General features: G+C 62.1%; 14 protein-coding genes. 9 read left to right on the top strand and 5 right to left on the bottom strand.

Annotated features, from left to right (window positions below; all coding sequences use genetic code 11):
- Nucleotides 1–241: 241 nt before the first annotated feature.
- Together G3574_RS08515 and G3574_RS08510 are read right to left on the bottom strand one after the other, a co-directional pair.
- Nucleotides 242–796: an acyloxyacyl hydrolase gene (locus tag G3574_RS08515; RefSeq protein WP_163962009.1), complete on the bottom strand. Its 555-nt coding sequence runs from the start codon at nt 794–796 to the stop codon at nt 242–244.
- A 43-nt stretch (nt 797–839) separates the two neighbouring features.
- Nucleotides 840–1,730: an SMP-30/gluconolactonase/LRE family protein gene (locus G3574_RS08510; RefSeq protein ID WP_163962007.1), complete on the bottom strand. Its 891-nt coding sequence runs from the start codon at nt 1,728–1,730 to the stop codon at nt 840–842.
- Nucleotides 1,731–1,796: 66 nt separating this feature from the next.
- On the opposite strand from G3574_RS08510, the gene G3574_RS08505 reads away from it, so the two are divergent.
- Nucleotides 1,797–2,708, top strand: a complete 912-nt coding sequence (locus G3574_RS08505) for an NAD(P)-dependent oxidoreductase (RefSeq protein WP_163962004.1) — start codon at nt 1,797–1,799, stop codon at nt 2,706–2,708.
- A 34-nt stretch (nt 2,709–2,742) separates the two neighbouring features.
- A complete protein-coding gene (locus tag G3574_RS08500; protein ID WP_163962002.1) occupies nt 2,743–3,735 on the top strand; it encodes a tripartite tricarboxylate transporter substrate binding protein in 993 nt (330 codons plus the stop codon).
- A 55-nt stretch (nt 3,736–3,790) separates the two neighbouring features.
- Here G3574_RS08500 and G3574_RS08495 read toward each other — a convergent pair whose 3' ends face one another.
- Nucleotides 3,791–4,990: a M20 aminoacylase family protein gene (locus G3574_RS08495; RefSeq protein WP_163962011.1), complete on the bottom strand. Its 1,200-nt coding sequence runs from the start codon at nt 4,988–4,990 to the stop codon at nt 3,791–3,793.
- A gap of 161 nt (nt 4,991–5,151) precedes the next feature.
- Here G3574_RS08495 and G3574_RS08490 point away from each other — a divergent pair, with 161 nt between their 5' ends.
- The 3 genes from G3574_RS08490 (at nt 5,152) to G3574_RS08480 (ending at nt 10,307) form a co-directional block, all read left to right on the top strand.
- Nucleotides 5,152–7,230 (top strand): molybdopterin-containing oxidoreductase family protein, encoded by a 2,079-nt coding sequence (locus tag G3574_RS08490; protein WP_163962000.1) that lies wholly within the window; start codon nt 5,152–5,154, stop codon nt 7,228–7,230.
- A 5-nt stretch (nt 7,231–7,235) separates the two neighbouring features.
- Nucleotides 7,236–8,333 carry an aminopeptidase gene (locus G3574_RS08485; RefSeq protein WP_163961998.1) on the top strand — a complete coding sequence of 366 codons (1,098 nt, stop codon included), beginning with the start codon at nt 7,236–7,238 and terminating at the stop codon, nt 8,331–8,333.
- Nucleotides 8,334–8,624: 291 nt separating this feature from the next.
- Nucleotides 8,625–10,307 (top strand): long-chain fatty acid--CoA ligase, encoded by a 1,683-nt coding sequence (locus G3574_RS08480; RefSeq protein ID WP_163961996.1) that lies wholly within the window; start codon nt 8,625–8,627, stop codon nt 10,305–10,307.
- Nucleotides 10,308–10,384: 77 nt separating this feature from the next.
- On the opposite strand, the gene G3574_RS08475 is transcribed toward G3574_RS08480, so the two are convergent.
- A complete protein-coding gene (locus G3574_RS08475) occupies nt 10,385–11,962 on the bottom strand; it encodes an alkaline phosphatase D family protein (RefSeq protein ID WP_163961995.1) in 1,578 nt (525 codons plus the stop codon).
- Nucleotides 11,963–12,011: 49 nt separating this feature from the next.
- Nucleotides 12,012–12,413 carry an acyl-CoA thioesterase gene (locus G3574_RS08470; RefSeq protein ID WP_163961993.1) on the bottom strand — a complete coding sequence of 134 codons (402 nt, stop codon included), beginning with the start codon at nt 12,411–12,413 and terminating at the stop codon, nt 12,012–12,014.
- A 131-nt stretch (nt 12,414–12,544) separates the two neighbouring features.
- Here G3574_RS08470 and G3574_RS08465 point away from each other — a divergent pair, with 131 nt between their 5' ends.
- From G3574_RS08465 to G3574_RS08450, 4 genes are all read left to right on the top strand, one after another.
- A complete protein-coding gene (locus tag G3574_RS08465; protein WP_163961991.1) occupies nt 12,545–14,398 on the top strand; it encodes an ABCB family ABC transporter ATP-binding protein/permease in 1,854 nt (617 codons plus the stop codon).
- Between the two features lie 72 nt (nt 14,399–14,470).
- Complete coding sequence (locus G3574_RS08460) at nt 14,471–15,466, top strand: LysR family transcriptional regulator (RefSeq protein ID WP_163961989.1); 996 nt, start codon at nt 14,471–14,473, stop codon at nt 15,464–15,466.
- Between the two features lie 129 nt (nt 15,467–15,595).
- Nucleotides 15,596–16,882 carry a Glu/Leu/Phe/Val family dehydrogenase gene (locus G3574_RS08455; protein ID WP_163961987.1) on the top strand — a complete coding sequence of 429 codons (1,287 nt, stop codon included), beginning with the start codon at nt 15,596–15,598 and terminating at the stop codon, nt 16,880–16,882.
- 183 nt (nt 16,883–17,065) lie between these two features.
- Nucleotides 17,066–17,977: an amino acid ABC transporter substrate-binding protein gene (locus G3574_RS08450; protein WP_163961985.1), complete on the top strand. Its 912-nt coding sequence runs from the start codon at nt 17,066–17,068 to the stop codon at nt 17,975–17,977.
- Nucleotides 17,978–18,257: the final 280 nt, after the last annotated feature.

The following is an 18,257-nucleotide window of genomic DNA, read 5'->3' as shown; positions in this document are numbered from 1 at the left end:
TGGAAGTGACCGGTCGATCCATTATGTCCATGATGTCGATTGTGGACACAAACCAGGCGTGCCACACCGGTCGAATCATGCCGACGGCACATCACTTCGTCCAGACGGCTCTCAAAGGACGCTTACGTTGATGCCGCACACTAAACCGCTAAAGCAGCCTGCCATCGCCTCCGTGGCGAACTTGGCAAGGACCGCTCCAACGCTTTAGCCCACCGATCTACCGCAAATACGGCCAGGAACCTCAAAACGGATAGCTAGCCCGCAGCAAGAGGAAGTTGACTCCGGGGTTGGGACGCTTGATTGCTCCGTTCGAGAAATGCTGGGCTTTCAGCGACAGGTCCACGCCGTTATTGAAAACGTAACCAACACTCAGGTGGTCACCGAACTGAAAGCGGGTCGAGAACGTCCGGCCGTTGTTATCGTAGATGTCTGACAAAAGATGGGCGCCGATCGCTGCCTCGGCATAGGGGCCTTTCAGGGAGTCGCGTTGGAGCCTGAACACGGGTGTGATGCCGATGCCGCCCAAATTCTGCGTGGCGTCAGGAACGTTCTGATAGCGGCTTCCATGCCAAACCATCAGGGTGGCATCCCAGTATCCCCCGATATGGGTTCCGTTCGATTCCCACCAACGCTGATCCCAGCGCCATTGGCTGCCGACGCGTACAACCTGGGTACGATTTCCCGTGCCGAATTCGATCGAGCCAGAGTCAGCCGCATGGACCGGTTTCGACAACAAAAGAAGAACACCGATCGTAATGGCTGCGACCGGACTTGCTTTGAGAATTCCGTGCTTCATACTTCCTCCTTGGCAGTTCGAGCCTGCCTTCTTATAAACAAAGTTAGGGAATATATCTCGATTCCAGTCTTCCCGGTACCGGGACACGCAACGCGAGCACGCAACCCGACAGGGGGAACTGGCTTAATTCCGCCTCCGTCCGCTTGTTGCTCACCGAAGTTACGAACATGGTTCGCATGTCGCTTCCTCCGAACGCGACCATCGTTGGACAACGGACTGGCAGGGTGACTTCCTGCAAGATATTGCCATCCGGGGCAATGCGCAGCAGACGGCCACCTTCGTACATCGCACACCAGTACGCACCTTCTTCATCGACCGCGGCGCCATCCGGCCGGCCGCCGTAGTCGGCGGACCGGACATCCGAAAAAGCGATGAAGTCCCGCCCCTCTCCAATCGTGCCGGCGGCAACATCGAACGGATAGGCTTTGATCCGGTGCGCACTCGTATCCGCGTGATAAAGCGTTGCACCATCGGGGCTGAATGCAACTCCATTGGATACCGTGACCGGCAGTCCCACATCGGTCAGTTTGCCGCGGTTCAAACAGTAGAGCGTGCCGCCCGGCTTGTCGCGGGGATCGTAGAGGGATCCCACCCAGAGACGTCCCGCCGAATCGCAGCGGCCGTCGTTGAATCGCCCGAGCGACGGATCATATGGCGCGTCCATCAGCGGCTGGACTTCGCCAGTGGACGTATCCAGGAACACGATGCCCGACCGCATCGCGACGAGCAGCCGTCCGTCCGTGCATAGCGCGATGCAGCCAGGTTCGCTTGAGACTTGCCAGGACTGATGCTCGGAGTGCGCCAGCGCAAAGCAATGCACCGCCTTGCCAGCGATGTCGATCCAGTACAAGGAATTTCTCTCGTCATCCCAGAGCGGACATTCGCCGAGAAGCATGGGTCGGTCCAGCAGGGTATGTACTTCAGGAAAGGACATGGCAATTGACCGTCTGCGATAAGGAAGCGTTATTATGCATGCCAATAAGCTAACCAAGGAGACAAAATGACAGGTGGGCACCCACGTCCGGCAGTCGCATTTCTGGGCATCGGCTTGATGGGCGAGCCCATGGCCCGGCGCATCATGCAGGCCGGATTTTCCCTCAGCGCCTGGAACCGGACGAAGGCGAAGGCGGAAAAGCTCGCGGCGGATGGAGCAACAGTCGCCGGCTCCGCCATGGAGTCTGTCGTTGAAGCCGACATCATCATCACCATGCTGGAAGCCGGACCGGCCGTGGCGCAGGTCCTGGACATGATCGAATCATCGTTGAAGCCGGGCAGCCTGGTGGTCGACATGAGTTCGACAAAACAATCCGAAGCACAGCAACGTTCCGCACAACTTGCCCGCCGCGACGTGCGCTTCATGGACGCACCGGTCTCCGGAGGCGTCGTCGGCGCGCAAGCGGGAACCTTGGCAATCATGGCCGGGGCAAGCCCCGACGATTACCGGTTCGCCGAGGACGTTCTGCGCGCGATGGGGAGGCCAACGCTCGTCGGTCCGGTCGGTTGCGGCCAGGTAGCGAAGCTCTGCAACCAGCTTATCGTCGGCGGCACACTTTCCATCATCGCGGAAGCCTTGCTGCTGGCAGGCGCTGCCGGCGCGAACCCGGCCGCAATGCGTGCCGCCATCCGTGGAGGCTTCGCGGAAAGCCGCATCCTGGATGTCCATGGACAGCGCATGCTGGAACGAAACTTCCTCCCAGGCGGACAAGTAAAGAGCCAGGCCAAAGATCTGGAAAACATCATGGACATGGCAAGCCACGCCGATGTCACCTTGCCGGTCACCTCCCTTGTGCGCGAGCTGTTCAATGGCATCCTGCACGAGTACCCGAATGCCGACCAGGCCGCGGCCTTGCTCGCCCTGGAGCGACGGAATCCCGGAAAGCGGCTGGGAGACGCACCCGATCAATTGCCTTAGGAAGTCAACGCTTGAACAACAAGGAGGAGCATTCATGTCGAAAACGCGTTTTATCCTGCAATTCGCTTTTGCTGCCGTCGCCGCAGTCGGCGGGGCCGCCTTCGCACAAACATATCCAACCAAACCCATCAAGCTGATCGTTCCATTCCCTGCTGGCGGAACCACGGACATCCTCGCCCGGGCCGTCGGCAACGAACTAACCAAGGCCTGGGGGCAGCAGGTCATCATCGACAACCGTCCCGGCGCGGGCGGCAACGTCGGAGCGGACATCGTTGCGAAGTCGGCGCCCGATGGATACACCTTGCTGATGGGCACCGTCGGAACGCATGCGATCAACCAGTCCTTGTATGCGAAGCTGCCTTACAACCCGATCAAGGATTTTGCCCCGGTAACGGTCGTTGCCGCCGTGCCGAACGTGCTGGTGGTGAACGCCGCGCTGGCGGAAAAAAACAAGATCATCAACGTAAAGACCTTCATCGACTACGCGCGTGCCAACCCCGGCAAGCTCAACATGGCCTCGAGCGGCAATGGCACATCCATCCATCTGGCCGGCGAACTGTTCAAGACGATGACGAAGACCTTCATGGTCCACATTCCGTACCGCGGATCTTCGCCGGCGATCACCGACCTGATCGGCGGCCAGGCCGACCTCATGTTCGACAACTTGCCGTCCGCGCTGCCGTTCATTAAGGCCGGTAAATTGAAGGCGCTGGCGGTCACGAGCAGCAAGCCTTCGCCCGCGCTGCCGGGCGTGCCGACGGTGGCTTCCGCTGGTGGCGACCTGGCCAACTACGAGGCGTCGTCATGGTTCGGTGTTCTGGCCCCCGCAGGGACGCCCGCCGAGATCGTGAACAAGCTGCAACAGGAGATTGCCAGGTCACTCGCAAGCCCCGCCGTCAACGAGAAGCTGGTAGCCCAAGGGGCGGAACCCGTCGGGAACACGCCAGAGCAGTTCAGTAGCTTCATCCAGGCGGAAACCAGGAAGTGGTCCAAGGTCGTGAAGGAATCCGGCGCCAAGGTCGATTGAGCAAGACGCCGGGCGCACAGGACGTTCCGGCGTCGCGCGCCCGGCTTGCTGGATCCTACGAGGCGGAAGGCGTCAGGTAGGCTTCCGCCAGCCTGACCCAGTAGGTTGCGCCGATGGGAAGCAACTCGTCATTGAAGTCATAACTCGGATTGTGCAGGTTGCACGGCCCGAGGCCGTGGCCGCTGTCGCGGTGGCCGCCTTCCCCGTTTCCGATGAAGACATAGCACCCGGGCTTTTCCTGGAGCATGAAGGCGAAGTCTTCCGCGCCCATGGTCGGCTCGACGCTGCCATCAACCTTGTCTGCACCCACGATGGATCGCATGACGCCCAGGGCGAACGCCGTTTCCTCTCGATGGTTGATCAGCGGCGGATAGTTGCGCTTGAACTGGAATTCGATGCTTGCGTCGAATGCCTGGGCGGTATGCTCGGCGATATTCCGCATGCGTTCCTCGATCAGGTCGAGCACCGGCGTCGTGAAGGTGCGTACCGTTCCGACCAGGGTTGCCTCGTCAGGGATCACGTTGGTGGCGCTTCCCGCGTGAATCTGCGTGATCGACAGGACGCCGGCATCCAGCGGATTCTTGTTGCGGCTGATGATCGTCTGCCAGCTCTGGGCGATCTGTACCGCGATCATCACCGGATCGATGCCCTTGTGGGGCTGCGCGGCGTGCGCACCCTTTCCCTTGACGACGACCTCGAATTCGTTGGACGACGCCATCATCGGTCCTGCCGTCACGCCGAACGTTCCCGCCGCCACGCCCGGCCAGTTATGCATCCCGAAGACCGCATCCATCGGATACTTCGTGAACAAGCCGTCATCCATCATGCGCCTGGCGCCGCCGCCGCCTTCCTCGGCCGGCTGGAAGATGAGATAAACCGTGCCATCGAAATTCTTGTTCCTGGAAAGGTAATGCGCGGCGCCGAGCAGCATCGCGCAGTGGCCGTCATGCCCGCAGGCGTGCATCTTGCCCTGGTTCCGGGACGCATGCGAAAAGGTATTGATTTCCTGTACGGGCAAGGCGTCCATGTCGGCCCGCAAGCCAACAGCCCGCTTGCTCGTTCCGTTGCGGAGGATGCCCACCACGCCAGTGACGCCCATGCCGCGGTCGACCGGGATTCCCCATTCCGTGAGCTTCTGCGCAATCAGGTCGGCGGTGCGCTGCTCCTCGAAACATAGCTCCGGGTTGGAATGGATCTCGCGGCGCAGCTTCTGAATTTCGGACTGGAACTGAATAATCGGCTCGATCAGTTTCATCATTCTCTCCATACGCGGCGAATCCGCCGCGGCAATGCGGTTATTTGCTGATGGCGATGCGTTCGGACGCTAATCTGGATATATTACGCTTACACAGGCGACTCGACTTTTAGACACTGCAAACCCGATCGCCGGCAGCCTCCAGAATTGTCCATTTTGCCATGACCAGAAAAGTTATCCGCGCCACCTGCCCGCACGATTGTCCAGACACCTGCGCGCTGCTCGTTACCGTCGAAGACGGCGTCGCCACCGAAGTGCGCGGCGACCCGGAACATCCCACTACCGCCGGCGTGCTGTGCATGAAGGTGTCGCGGTACACCGAACGCACCTATCATCCGGATCGCTTGCTCCATCCGATGAAACGCATCGGCCGCAAGGGCGAGGGAAAATTCGCTCGCATCAGCTGGGACGAGGCGCTGGACACCATCGCCGCCCGCCTGAAAGCCGTCGCCGCTCGGGATCCACAGGCGATCGTGCCCTACAGTTATGCCGGCACCATGGGATTGGTGCAAGGCGAATCCATGGCATCGCGCTTCTTCCACAAGCTTGGCGCGTCCCATCTTGCGCGAACGATCTGCGCCTCGGCGGGCGGGGCCGGGTACCTGTACACCATCGGCGCGCGCATCGGCACCGACGTCGAGCGCTTCCAGGATGCCAAGCTGATCCTGATCTGGGGCGGCAATCCGATCGCGTCCAACCTGCATTTCTGGATGCGGGCCCAGGAAGCGAAGCGCCGTGGCGCGAAGCTGGTCGCCATCGACCCTTATCGCTCCCTGACCGCGGAAAAATGCCATCAGCACATCGCGCCCTTGCCCGGAACCGACGCGGCGCTCGCACTGGGCATGATGCATGTCCTGATCAAGGAGGGCCTGGTCGACGAGGACTATGTCGCCAAGCACACGCTCGGATTCGAGCAGCTCCGGCAGCGGGCGGAAGAATGGACACCGCAGCGCGCGGCCGAGACCTGCGGCATCACGGCGGCAGAGATCGAGTCACTGGCACGCGAATACGGCGAGACCGTCCGGCGCGGCGACGCGGCCGCGATTCGCATCAACTACGGCCTGCAGCGGGTGCATGGCGGCGGGATGGCGGTGCGCAACATCACCTGCCTGCCGGCGCTGGTCGGTGCATGGCGGCATCCGGCGGGCGGCGTCCAGCTGTCCGCATCCGATGGCTTTCCGAAGAACACGGCAGCGCTGCAGCGGCCCGACCTGATGCCCGCCGGACGTTCCATCCGCACCATCAACATGAGCACCATCGGGGACGACTTGCTGCATGATGCGTCGCCGGATTTCGGTCCGCGCATCGATGCGCTGATCGTCTACAACTCCAACCCGGTCGCCGTCGCGCCGGAGTCCTCCAAGGTGGCCCGGGGATTCGCCAGGGAAGACCTGTTCACCGTCGTGCTGGAGCACTTCCAGACCGATACCGCGGACTACGCGGACATCCTGCTGCCGGCCACCACGCAGCTCGAGCACACCGACGTGCACTCCACCTATGGCCATCTCTATATGATGGCGAACAATCCGGCGATCGCCCCCCTGGGCGAGGCCAAGCCGAACACGGAAATCTTCCGCTTGATGGCACGGCGCATGGGTTTCGACGATCCTTGCTTCGATGACAGCGACGACGATCTCGCGGCGGTCGCCTTCGACAAGACGCGTGAGCAAGCCGTGCATTTCGACTGGGACTCGCTCAAGCGCAAGGGCTGGCAGAAGCTGAACATGCCTGACGCGCCCTTTGCCGACGGCGGCTTTCCCACACCCTCGGGCAAGTGCGAGTTTTTTTCGGAGCGCATGCAGCGCGATGGGCTGGATCCTCTGCCCACCTACATTCCTCCGCATGAATCGGCCGCCAGCAATCCGGAATTGGCAAAGCGCTATCCCCTGGGCATGATTTCTCCGCCGGCAAGGAACTTTCTCAACAGCACCTTCGTCAATGTGCAGAGCCTGCGTCATACAGAAGGCGAACCGCACCTCGACATGCATCCCCACGACGCCGCCATGCGCGGCATCGCCAACGGGGACCAGGTGCGCATCTTCAATGACCGCGGGTCGTTCGTCGCGAAAGCGCGCGTGACTGAAAAGGCGCGCCAGGGACTGGTCGTCGGCCTGTCCATCTGGTGGAAGAAGTATGCCGGAGACGGCAAGAACGCCAATGAAGTCACCAGCCAGCGCCTGACCGACATGGGCAACGCGCCAACGTTTTACGACGTGCTGGTGCAAGTGGAGAAAGCGTAGGCAAAATGAAGATGAAGTGGCGTGCGGCGATTTTTTGTGGTGTGGCGGCGCTGGTAGGCGGATGTTCCCAGCTTGGATATTTCGTCCAGGCGGCGCACGGGCAATTTTCCCTGTTGTCGGAAGCGAGGCCGATCGATGACTGGCTGGCCACGCCCGAGCTCAACGACAAGCTGCGCAACAAGCTTACCAAGGTCAAGGAAATCCGCCGCTTCGCCGCGCAGGAGCTGGGACTGCCGGACAACGACACCTTCACCACCTACGCCGACCTCAAGCGCCCGTACGTGATGTGGAACGTGGTGGCCACGCCCGAATTGTCGCTCAAGCCCTTGCAATGGTGTTTCCCGGTCGCGGGCTGCGTGAACTACCGTGGCTACTACAGCAAGGAAGAAGCGCAGCATTATGCCGCCGAGCTGCGCGCCGAGCACTATGACGTCGAGGTTTCGGGCGTGCCCGCCTACTCGACCCTGGGCTGGTTCCGCGACCCCGTGCTGTCGACCTTCATCCAGTACCCCGAAGGCGAACTCGCGCGGCTGGTGTTCCATGAGCTTGCGCACCAGGTCGTCTACGTGCCGGGCGATTCCCGCTTCAATGAATCCTTCGCCGTCGCGGTGGAGGAAGCGGGCGTGGACCGCTGGATGCAGCGGTTCGGCGACGACAAGATGCGCAAGGCATATGCCGATTATGAGCGCCGGAAGCACGACTTCCTCGATCTGCTGCTGAAGCATCGCAAGGCGCTGGAAGTCACTTACAAGAGCGATATGTCCGATGATGAAAAGCGCAAGGCGAAGGCCGAGATCTTCCAATCGATCAAGGATGAGTACCAGGGCCTGAAGGCATCGTGGGGCGGCTATGCCGGCTACGACAAATGGTTCGCCGAGCCCTTATCGAACGCCCACCTGTCCGCCATCGCGACCTACCATGATTTCGTTCCCGGCTTCCGGGCGATGCTGGCGAAGGAAAAGCGATTCGACCGGTTCTACGCCGCGGTCAAGGACCTGTCCACCAAGGAGAAGGATGACCGCCATCGCCAGCTGGCCATGCTGGGCAAGCCGACGATGACAGCGGATAACCTGCATGACGTCGACATCGCGGGCAAGCAGTAGTCCGCGGCGAACTTCGGTGGTTCCTGAAAAGGCGGCTCTGCGAGCCGCCTTTTTCTTTGCATGGCTGTCCTGCGGGGGGTGATGGTGCGCCGCAAAAACATCGCGTGGACATGATGCTCTTGCTGGCAGCGTGAGCCGGCCGGATAGAGGACTTACTCGATATCTCCTGAAATGACTTGCATCGGGCGGGCGAGGCCGATAGGATTGTCCCGATGAAAAAAGAACCATCGTTCGGTTTTTTTAACCTCTATACTTTATTCACCCAAAACAAGCAGATACAAAGAGGCAGACATGGAAAAAATCTGGCTGAAGTCGTACCCCGAGGGCGTTCCCGCACAGATCGACACCTCCCAGTACAGCTCGCTGGTCCATTTGCTGGAGGAGTCCTTCCGCAAGTTCGCAACGCGCAATGCCTATGCGTGCATGGACAAGATTATTACCTATGCCGATGTCGATGATTACTCGCGCAAGTTCGGAAGCTGGCTGCAGGGACGCGGCCTGAAGAAGGGCGCGCGCGTCGCCGTCATGATGCCCAATGTGCTGCAATACCCGATCGTCGTCGCCGGCATTCTTCGCGCTGGTTACACGGTCGTCAACGTCAACCCGCTGTACACGCCGCGCGAACTCGAACACCAGCTCAACGATTCGGGCGCGGAAGCAATCATCATCCTGGAAAACTTCGCCACCACGCTCGAGCAGGTGGTCACCAAGACCAAGGTCAAGCACATCGTCGTTGCCAGCATGGGCGACCTGCTTGGCGGCGCCAAGGGGCTGATCGTCAACTTCGTGGTCCGCAACGTCAAGAAGATGGTGCCGGCCTTCTCGCTGCCGAATGCCACGCGATTCAACCAGGCGATCTCCGAAGGCGGCCGCAGCGCCCTGAAGGCGGTCGACCTCACGCAGGATGACATCGCCTTCCTGCAATACACCGGCGGCACGACGGGCGTGTCCAAGGGCGCGACGCTGACCCACCGCAACATCATCGCCAACGTCCTGCAAAACGACGCATGGGCCCAGCCCGCGCTGAGGAGCGAGCCGAAGATCGATCCGCTGACGATGGTGTGCGCGCTCCCGCTCTATCACATCTTCGCGCTCACGGCCTGCATGCTGATGGGCACGCGCTGGGGAGCGATGAACATCCTGATCCCGAACCCGCGCGACATTCCCGGCTTCATCAAGGAACTGCAGAAGTACAAGTTCAACCTGCTCCCGGCAGTCAATACGCTCTACAACGGCCTGCTTAACAACCCGGATTTCGCGAAGCTCGATTTCTCCGGCCTGAAGATCTGCAACGGCGGCGGCATGGCCGTGCAGCAGGCGGTCGCGGACAAGTGGCTGAAAGTGACGGGCTGCCCGATCGTCGAGGGTTATGGCCTGTCCGAGACCGCGCCTTCCGCCACCATCAATCCGGCGACCGCGCACGAGTTTTCCGGCATGATCGGCTTGCCGATTCCGTCGACCGAAGTCGCCATCCTCGACGATGACGGCAAGGAGGTGTCGCTGGGCCAGCCGGGCGAGATCGCCATCCGCGGACCGCAGGTCATGGTGGGCTACTGGAACCGCCCGGATGAAACCGCGAAGGTCATGACGCCGGAAGGTTACTTCAAGACCGGCGACGTCGGCGTGATGGACGAGCGCGGCTTCGTGAAGATCGTCGATCGCAAGAAGGACATGATCCTGGTTTCCGGTTTCAACGTGTACCCGAATGAAATCGAAGGCGTGGTGGCAGCGCACCCCGGCGTGCTCGAATGCGCCTGCGTCGGCGTGCCCGACGCCAATTCCGGCGAAGCGGTGAAGCTGTTCGTCGTGCGCAAGGATCCGTCGCTGACCGTCGACCAGCTGATGGATTATTGCAAGGAGCAGTTCACGGGCTACAAGAAGCCGAAGTACATCGAGTTCCGCGAAGACCTGCCGAAGACCAACGTGGGCAAGATTCTTCGCCGCGAACTGCGCGACGAAAAAAAGGCCGCCTGAACCTGCGTTCTAGCGGCATCAAATCGAAACCGCCTGCATGCAGGCGGTTTTTCATTGGGCGCCTTGCAGACTGTCCTTCACCCCTTGCGCAGGCCGGGCCGTCCCGCTTCGACGCTGAATTGCGCCACCGTCGAGGCCGGCGTGTCGGCGCGGTGAACGTCATCCAGCCCCTGGAAACGGACGTCCATGCCGGCTGGCGTGACATCCATCATGACGAAGCCGCGTATGTCGCTGCGGCCGTAGGCGATGTGCGGATTCTGCGCAACGTAGCGGTCGGTGCGCGCCTGCGGGCGGGAGTTCGACGTCACCGATGTGCCGCAGAACTCTGTGGCAATCACCGGGTTGTCGGCGGAGATCGGCCTGCGGAAGTCGGGCTTGAGGTCCGCCGCAAAGAAACTGTGCACGTCACCCGACAGCACCACCGGATTGGACGGCTTGTTATCGCGCAGCGCGTCGAAAAGCCGCTGCCGCGCCGCGGGATAGCCGTCCCAGCCATCCGTCCAGAAGCGGCCGCCTTCGCCTCCCTCCAGCGGGTCGTGCGAGCACTCCGCCATCAAGGTTTGCTGGGCGATGATGTTCCAGGTCGCCGCCGATTTCACCAGGCCGTCGTGCAGCCATTCTTCCTGCGCCTTGCCAAGCAGCGTGCGCGCCGGGTCCAGCCTTTCCTTGCAGTCCATCGTTACCGTATTCGAGCCGCCGCGGCCTGGCGTCTGGCAAGCGTGGTAGGAGCGGAACTGGCGGTCGTCGAGCACGTGGAACTGCGCCAGCCGGCCCCAGGCGTAGCGTTCGTGGATTCGCATGTAGGCATAGCGGTCCGGACCGGCGGGCAGGGGAGACAGGCGGACCGGCATGTGTTCGTAGAATGCCTGGTAGGCGGCAGCGCGCCTCGCCAGGAAGTTTGGGGACAGGCGTTCATCGCGGTCGTTGCCATAATCGTTGGCGACTTCGTGATCGTCCCAGGTGACGATCCACGGCGCGACGAGATGCGCGGCCTGCAAGTTCGGATCGGTCTTGTACTGGGCATAGCGCGCCCGGTACTGGTCCAGCGTGAAGCTTTCGTTGCTGCGCTTGCGCGACGCGGGCGGATGCGCAAGATCGTAGTGTCCCCATTCGTAGATGTAGTCGCCGAGGAAGGCGATGAGGTCCGGGTCCGAGCGGGCGATATGGCGGTGCGCTCCATATTCGCCGAACTCCCAGTGCTGGCAGGAGGCGAAGGCCAGCCGCAGGGATGCGACGCTGGCGTCCGGCGCCGGCGCGGTGCGGGTGCGGCCGACGGGGCTCGTCGCGTCGGCGGTCATGAAGCGATACCAGTACCAGCGGTCGGGCTGGAGATTGCCGGCATCCACATGCACGCTGTGGGCCAGTTCGGGCAGGGCGGCAACGCTGCCCTTGCCGGCAATGCGGCGGAAGGCATCGTCTTCCGCGATCTCCCAGCGCACCATGACCGGCTGCCCGCCGCTCGATGCGGCATCGAGCGGATCGGGAAGAATGCGCGTCCAGAGCACGATCCGGTCATGCCGCGGCGAACCGGATGCCACGCCCAGGCTGAACGGATAGGTGAGGGTGCGGGAAATGGCGCGGCCGGGATAGGCCGAGGCGAGGGCGGCAAGCGCGGCGAGCCGCGTCGAGGTGGTCAGGAATTGTCGGCGGTCCATGCGGAAGCGGGTAGGATGAGGAGAATGAAATGGCAGCGGCATCCCGCCGTCAGAGCGGCGGAACCTGGCGCGGCTTCCTGTTCTCGTCGGTTGCCACATAGGTCAGGGTTGCCTCGGTCACCTTGACCGTTTCCCCCTGCAGGCGGATGCGTTCCGCATACACTTCCACGTTCACGGTGATCGACGTGTTGCCCACCTTGACGATGTCCGCGTAGAACGAAAGCAGATCGCCGACCAGCACGGGCTGCTTGAACAGGAAGGAGTTGACGGCAATGGTGGCGACGCGTCCGTTGGCACGGCGCACCGCCGGCAGCGAGCCCGCGATGTCGACCTGCGCCATGATCCAGCCGCCGAAGACGTCGCCATGCACGTTCGCATCCGAGGGCATCGGCACCACGCGCAGCTGCGGCACCTTGCCGTCGGGAAGCGTGGTCTGGGGTCCTGTAAACATCTTTTCTCCTCTCGTTCGCGAAAGTCCGAGCCAAACGGCGCGGGGATGGTCCAACTCCGGGTCCAATCCCGGCCCCTGGGCTACAATCCATTGTCATCAAGCATAAACCATTCTGGCTGGTTTTCTCTCTCATGCGCCGCTATTCCGCCTCTTCGCCCGAACCCGCCGCCAACCAGGGCACCCGCAATGACTGGGTGACGCTGAAAACCCTGTTCCCCTATCTGTGGGCCTACAAGTGGCGCATGCTGCTGGCGCTCATCTTCCTGATCGGCGCCAAGCTTGCCAACGTCGGCGTGCCGCTCGTGCTGAAGAAGCTCGTCGACAACATGAGCATCGAACCCAATCATCCCCAGGCCTTGCTCGTGCTGCCGGTCGGGCTGCTGGTCGCCTACGGCGCCTTGCGGGTCAGCACGACCATGTTTACCGAGTTGCGCGAATTCGTGTTCGCCAAGGTCACCCAGCGCGCGGTGCGTACCATTGCCCTGCAGGTCTTCCGCCACCTGCATGCGCTGTCCCTGCGGTTCCACCTCAACCGGCAGACGGGCGGCATGACGCGCGACATCGAGCGCGGGACGCGCGGTATCTCCTCGCTGGTGTCGTACACCCTGTACAGCATCCTGCCCACGCTCGTGGAAATTGCCCTTGTGACCGGCTACCTGGTGCTGCATTACGATATCTGGTTCGCCGTCATCACATTCATCGCGCTGGGCGTGTACATCGGCTTCACCGTCGCCGTGACCGAGTGGCGGACCAATTTCCGCCGCACCATGAACGAACTTGACTCCAAGGCGAACACGCGGGCGATCGATTCCCTGATCAACTACGAGACGGTGAAGTATTTCAGCAACGAAGACTTCGAAGCCCGGCGCTACGACCAGAGCCTGGAAAACTGGGAGACGGCGGCGGTGAAGTCGCAGACCTCGCTGTCGCTGCTGAACACCGGGCAATCGCTGATCATCGCCATCGCGGTGACGCTCATCCTGTGGCGCGCCACACAGGGCGTCATTGCGGGAACCATGACGCTCGGCGACCTGGTGCTGGTGAATGCCTTCATGATCCAGCTTTACGTGCCGCTCAATTTCCTTGGCGTCATCTATCGCGAGATCAAGCAAAGCATGGCCGACATGGAGCGGCTGTTCCAGTTGCTCGAACAGCACCGCGAAGTGGCTGACGCGCCCGATGCGAAACCCCTGGCCGTCCGCGGCGCGGAAGTGCGTTTCTCGCACGTCAACTTCAGCTACGAAAGCAAGCGCCAGATCCTGTTCGACGTCGACTTCAGCATTCCGGCGGGAACGACGACTGCGGTGGTGGGGCACAGCGGGTCGGGCAAATCCACCCTGTCGCGGCTGCTATACCGCTTCTATGACATCCAGTCGGGCAGCATCACCATCGACGGCCAGGACCTGCGCGACGTCACCCAGGCATCGCTGCGCGCCGCGATCGGCATCGTGCCGCAGGACACCGTGCTGTTCAACGACACGATCGAGTACAACATCGGCTACGGAAAGCCGGAAGCCAGCAAGGATGACATCGTGGCGGCCGCCAGGGCGGCGCACATCCACGACTTCATCGTCAGCCTGCCCGATGGCTACGCCACGATGGTGGGAGAGCGCGGCCTGAAATTGTCCGGAGGCGAAAAACAGCGCGTGGCGATCGCGCGCACCCTGCTGAAAAATCCATCGATCCTGATTTTTGACGAAGCCACGTCGGCGCTGGATTCGAAGTCGGAGCAAGCCATCCAGGCCCAGCTCAAGGAAGTCGCGCAGGACCGCACGACCCTGGTGATCGCGCACCGGCTGTCGACGATTGCCGATGCGGGACAGATCCTGGTGCTCGACCATGGGCGGATCATCGAGCGCGGCACGCACGGCCAGCTGCTGGCCGCGGACGGCGCCTATGCGCAGATGTGGGCGCGGCAGCAGGCGCACCGCGACGAACAGACGGCGTCGCCGGCGGCGCCGGATCTCGACGCATCCGCTGCCTGAGCATGCGTCCGGCGAAGCGAACCATCATGCGGCGGACTTTGCATCGCGGTTGTTTCGCTCTACCATGGCAACATGGAAACCAAATGGCTGGAAGACTTCATTTCGTTGGCCGAAACCCATAGTTTCAGCCGTTCCGCGGAGCTGCGCCATGTGACGCAGCCCGCCTTTTCGCGCCGCATCCAGTCGCTCGAAGCATGGCTCGGGACCGACCTGATCGACCGCACCTCCTATCCCACGCGGCTCACCCCGGCGGGCGAGGTGTTCTACGAGCAGGCGCTGGAGATGCTCGGCCAGATTAACAACGCGCGCGCCCTGCTGCGAGGCAAGCGCCCGACGGCGCAGAGTACCGTCGACTTCGCCGTGCCGCATACCTTGTCGTTGACCTACATGCCGAAGTGGATGACGACGCTGGAACAGGGCTTCGGCGAGATCGTTACCCGGCTCATGGCCTTGAATGTCCACGATGCCGTCATGACCATGGTGGAGGGCGGATGCGACCTGCTGCTTTGCTACCATCATCCGCGCCAACCGGTGCAGCTCGATGCCAGCCGCTATGACATGCTCTTGCTGGGCAAGGAAACCTTGCGGGCCTACGCGCGCTGCGACAAGGCGGGCGTGCCGGAATTCAGCTTGCCCGGAAGCGCGCGCTCGCCGCTTCCCTTCCTGTCATACACGAGCAACGCCTACCTCGGGCGCATGGTCGAACTGATTCTCGCCGACACGAAGAAGCCCGCCCACCTGGACAAGCGCTACGAAACCGACATGGCGGAAGGCTTGAAGATGATGGCGCTGGAAGGCCATGGCATCGTCTTCCTCCCGGAGTCGGCGGTCGTGCGCGAACTGAAGCAAAAGCTGCTTGCGCGCGCGGATGGCGGGCAAGCCGATTGGGAAGTCGAGATGGAAATCCGCCTCTACCGCGAACGTCCCACTTCCCAGCGTCCCGGCAAGCCTGTCGTTGCCAGGCTGTGGGATTACCTTTCCGGCGGCCGGGCGCCGGGCGGCAAGGGCAAGCGTGCCTCCTCTTCCTCCTCTTCCTCCTCCAGGCGAAAAGCGGCACGGACGGCTTGATGGAACGTCATGTTTTTTTTGCATAGTTGCATGCGCACAAAGCATTGGATCGCCATTGGGGGATTGCAATAGCATCCATTCCGTGCCGAATACAGGCAGCCGTCACGGAATGAAAAGGAGTTTCGCAGCATGTCCATCCAGCATGAAGTCCCATCCTATCTGACGCCGCGCGACATTGGTCCGTGGGGCGTCTATCTCGAACAGATCGATCGCGTCACGCCTTATCTGGGAACGCTCGCCAGGTGGGTGGAAACGCTCAAGCGTCCCAAGCGCATCCTGGTGGTCGACGTGCCCATCGAGCGCGACGACGGCACCATTGCCCACTTCGAAGGCTACCGGGTCCAGCACAATACCTCGCGCGGTCCCGGCAAGGGCGGCGTGCGCTTTCACCAGGACGTGACTCTCTCCGAGGTGATGGCGCTGTCCGCATGGATGACCGTCAAGAACGCGGCAGTGAACGTTCCCTACGGCGGCGCCAAGGGCGGCGTCCGGGTCGACCCGCGCCAGTTGTCCATGGGCGAATTGCAGCGCGTCACGCGCCGCTATACCAGCGAGATCAACATCATCATCGGACCCACCAAGGATATCCCCGCGCCGGACGTCAATACCAACGAAAAGATCATGGCGTGGATGATGGATACCTATTCCATGAACGAGGGCAGCACCGCGACCGGCGTCGTGACCGGCAAGCCGATTTCCCTCGGTGGAAGCCTGGGAAGGCAGGAAGCGACGGGCCGGGGCGTATTCGTCGTCGGCTGCGAGGCCGCGGCACGGAAGGGCATGGACATCCGCGGCGCCAGGGTCGCGGTCCAGGGATTCGGCAATGTCGGCAGCGTCGCCGCCCGGTTGTTCGCGGAGGCGGGCGCGCGCGTCGTCGCGGTCCAGGACCATGCGGGAACGATCGTCTCCGAGGCCGGCATCGACGTTGCGGCCCTGCAGGCGCACGTCGGCCAGCATGGCAGCGTCGGCGGATACCGCAACGCCGAGTCGATCGCGGACCGCGAGGCTTTCTGGGACGTGGATTGCGACATTCTCGTGCCGGCCGCGCTCGAACAGCAGATCACCGCCGGCAATGCACACCGCATCAAGGCAAAGATCATCCTCGAAGGAGCGAACGGCCCTACCACGCCGGCCGCCGACGACATCCTCCACGACAAGGGCGTGCTCATCGTGCCGGACGTCATCGCCAACGCGGGCGGCGTGACGGTGAGTTACTTCGAGTGGGTGCAGGACTTCTCCAGCTTCTTCTGGACCGAGGATGAAATCAACCTGCGGCTCACGCGCATCATGCGTGATGCCTTCGAATCGGTATGGCAGATCTCGGTCGACAAGAAGGTGTCCTTGCGCACGGCAGCCTTCATCGTGGCCTGCACGCGGGTCTTGCAGGCGCGGGAGATGCGTGGCCTGTATCCCTGACGGGAATCGCGCCGCCGGAGCCAATCCTCTGCCGGTTGCTTGAACGCAAGCACGTTGACCTTTCAGGCGATGGTTTCCGAAAATAGGCAGGTTCGGTCAACGTCGGCTACTTGCCTCTCGTTCTGGCATCGGCGGGACAGGCTTTCCTGTTCCGCATGTTTCCATGATCATCCAGGAGAAGATATGAGGTTTTCGATTCCGCTCGCGGTGCTGTTGAGCGCCGGCGTTCTCTCAACCGCGCCGGTGCGCGCCCAGGAGGCCGGCACGCTCAAGAAGATCAAGGACACCGGCCAGATCACGCTGGGCGTTCGCGATTCTTCCATTCCCTTCTCCTACCTCGACGACAAGCAGTCCTACCAGGGCTACTCGGTCGACCTGTGCATGAAGATCGTCACCGCGGTGCAGAAAAACCTGGGCCTGACCGCGTTGAACGTGAAGATGAACCCGGTGACCTCGGCGACCCGCATTCCCTTGATGGCCAACGGTACCATCGATCTTGAATGCGGTTCCACCACCAACAACCTCGAGCGCCAGAAGCAGGTCAGCTTTGCCCCCACGACCTTCGTTTCCGGCAACCGCCTGCTTGCGAGGAAGGCGTCCGGCGTCAAGTCGCTCAACGACCTCAAGGGCAAGACCGTCGTCTCGACCGCCGGCACCACCTCCATGAAGCAGGTCACCGCGCTGAACGCCGAGAGGGGGCTGGGCATGAACATCCTTTCCGCCAAGGACCATGCGGAAGCCTTCCTGATGGTCGAGACGAACCGTGCGATCGCTTTTCTGATGGACGACATCCTGCTCGCCTCGCTGGCGGCGAATTCCAAGACCCCGGGCGACTACGCCATTACCAAGGAAGCGCTCGAGCTTGAGCCTTACGCCATCATGCTGCGCAAGGACGATCCCGCGTTCAAGAAGGTGGTGGACGATGCCATCAGGAACGTGTTCAAGTCGGGCGAGATCAACCGCATCTATGCCAAGTGGTTCCAGGCGCCGATTCCTCCCAAGGGCGTGAACCTGAACTGGCCGATGAGCGAGCAGCTCAAGAAAGCCATCGCCAATCCGACCGACTCCGGCGATCCGGCAACCTACAAGGAATAGTTTTACCGGCTTGGCGGCCTTCGTTCGACCGGGAAACGGGCCGCAAGCGATACGACACCACAGCAACACGACAACAAGCGGGCCGGGGCGATTGCAGAATCGACCCGGCTGCACGCAAAATATAAAAATCAAGATTCAAGGCGAGACAACGACATGAACTACAACTGGAACTGGCGGATCTTCTGGGAGCCGTCGCCGGATGGGGTGGGGACCTACCTCGACACCCTCTGGTCGGGCCTGGCCTGGACCCTGGCCACCGCCCTGAGCGCCTGGATCATGG

The organism is Noviherbaspirillum galbum (assembly GCF_010974945.1).
GTDB classification, from domain to species: Bacteria; Pseudomonadota; Gammaproteobacteria; order Burkholderiales; family Burkholderiaceae_D; genus Noviherbaspirillum; species Noviherbaspirillum galbum.
Note: the sequence above shows the minus strand (reverse complement) of the source record. Positions and strands in the feature narration are given on the sequence as shown.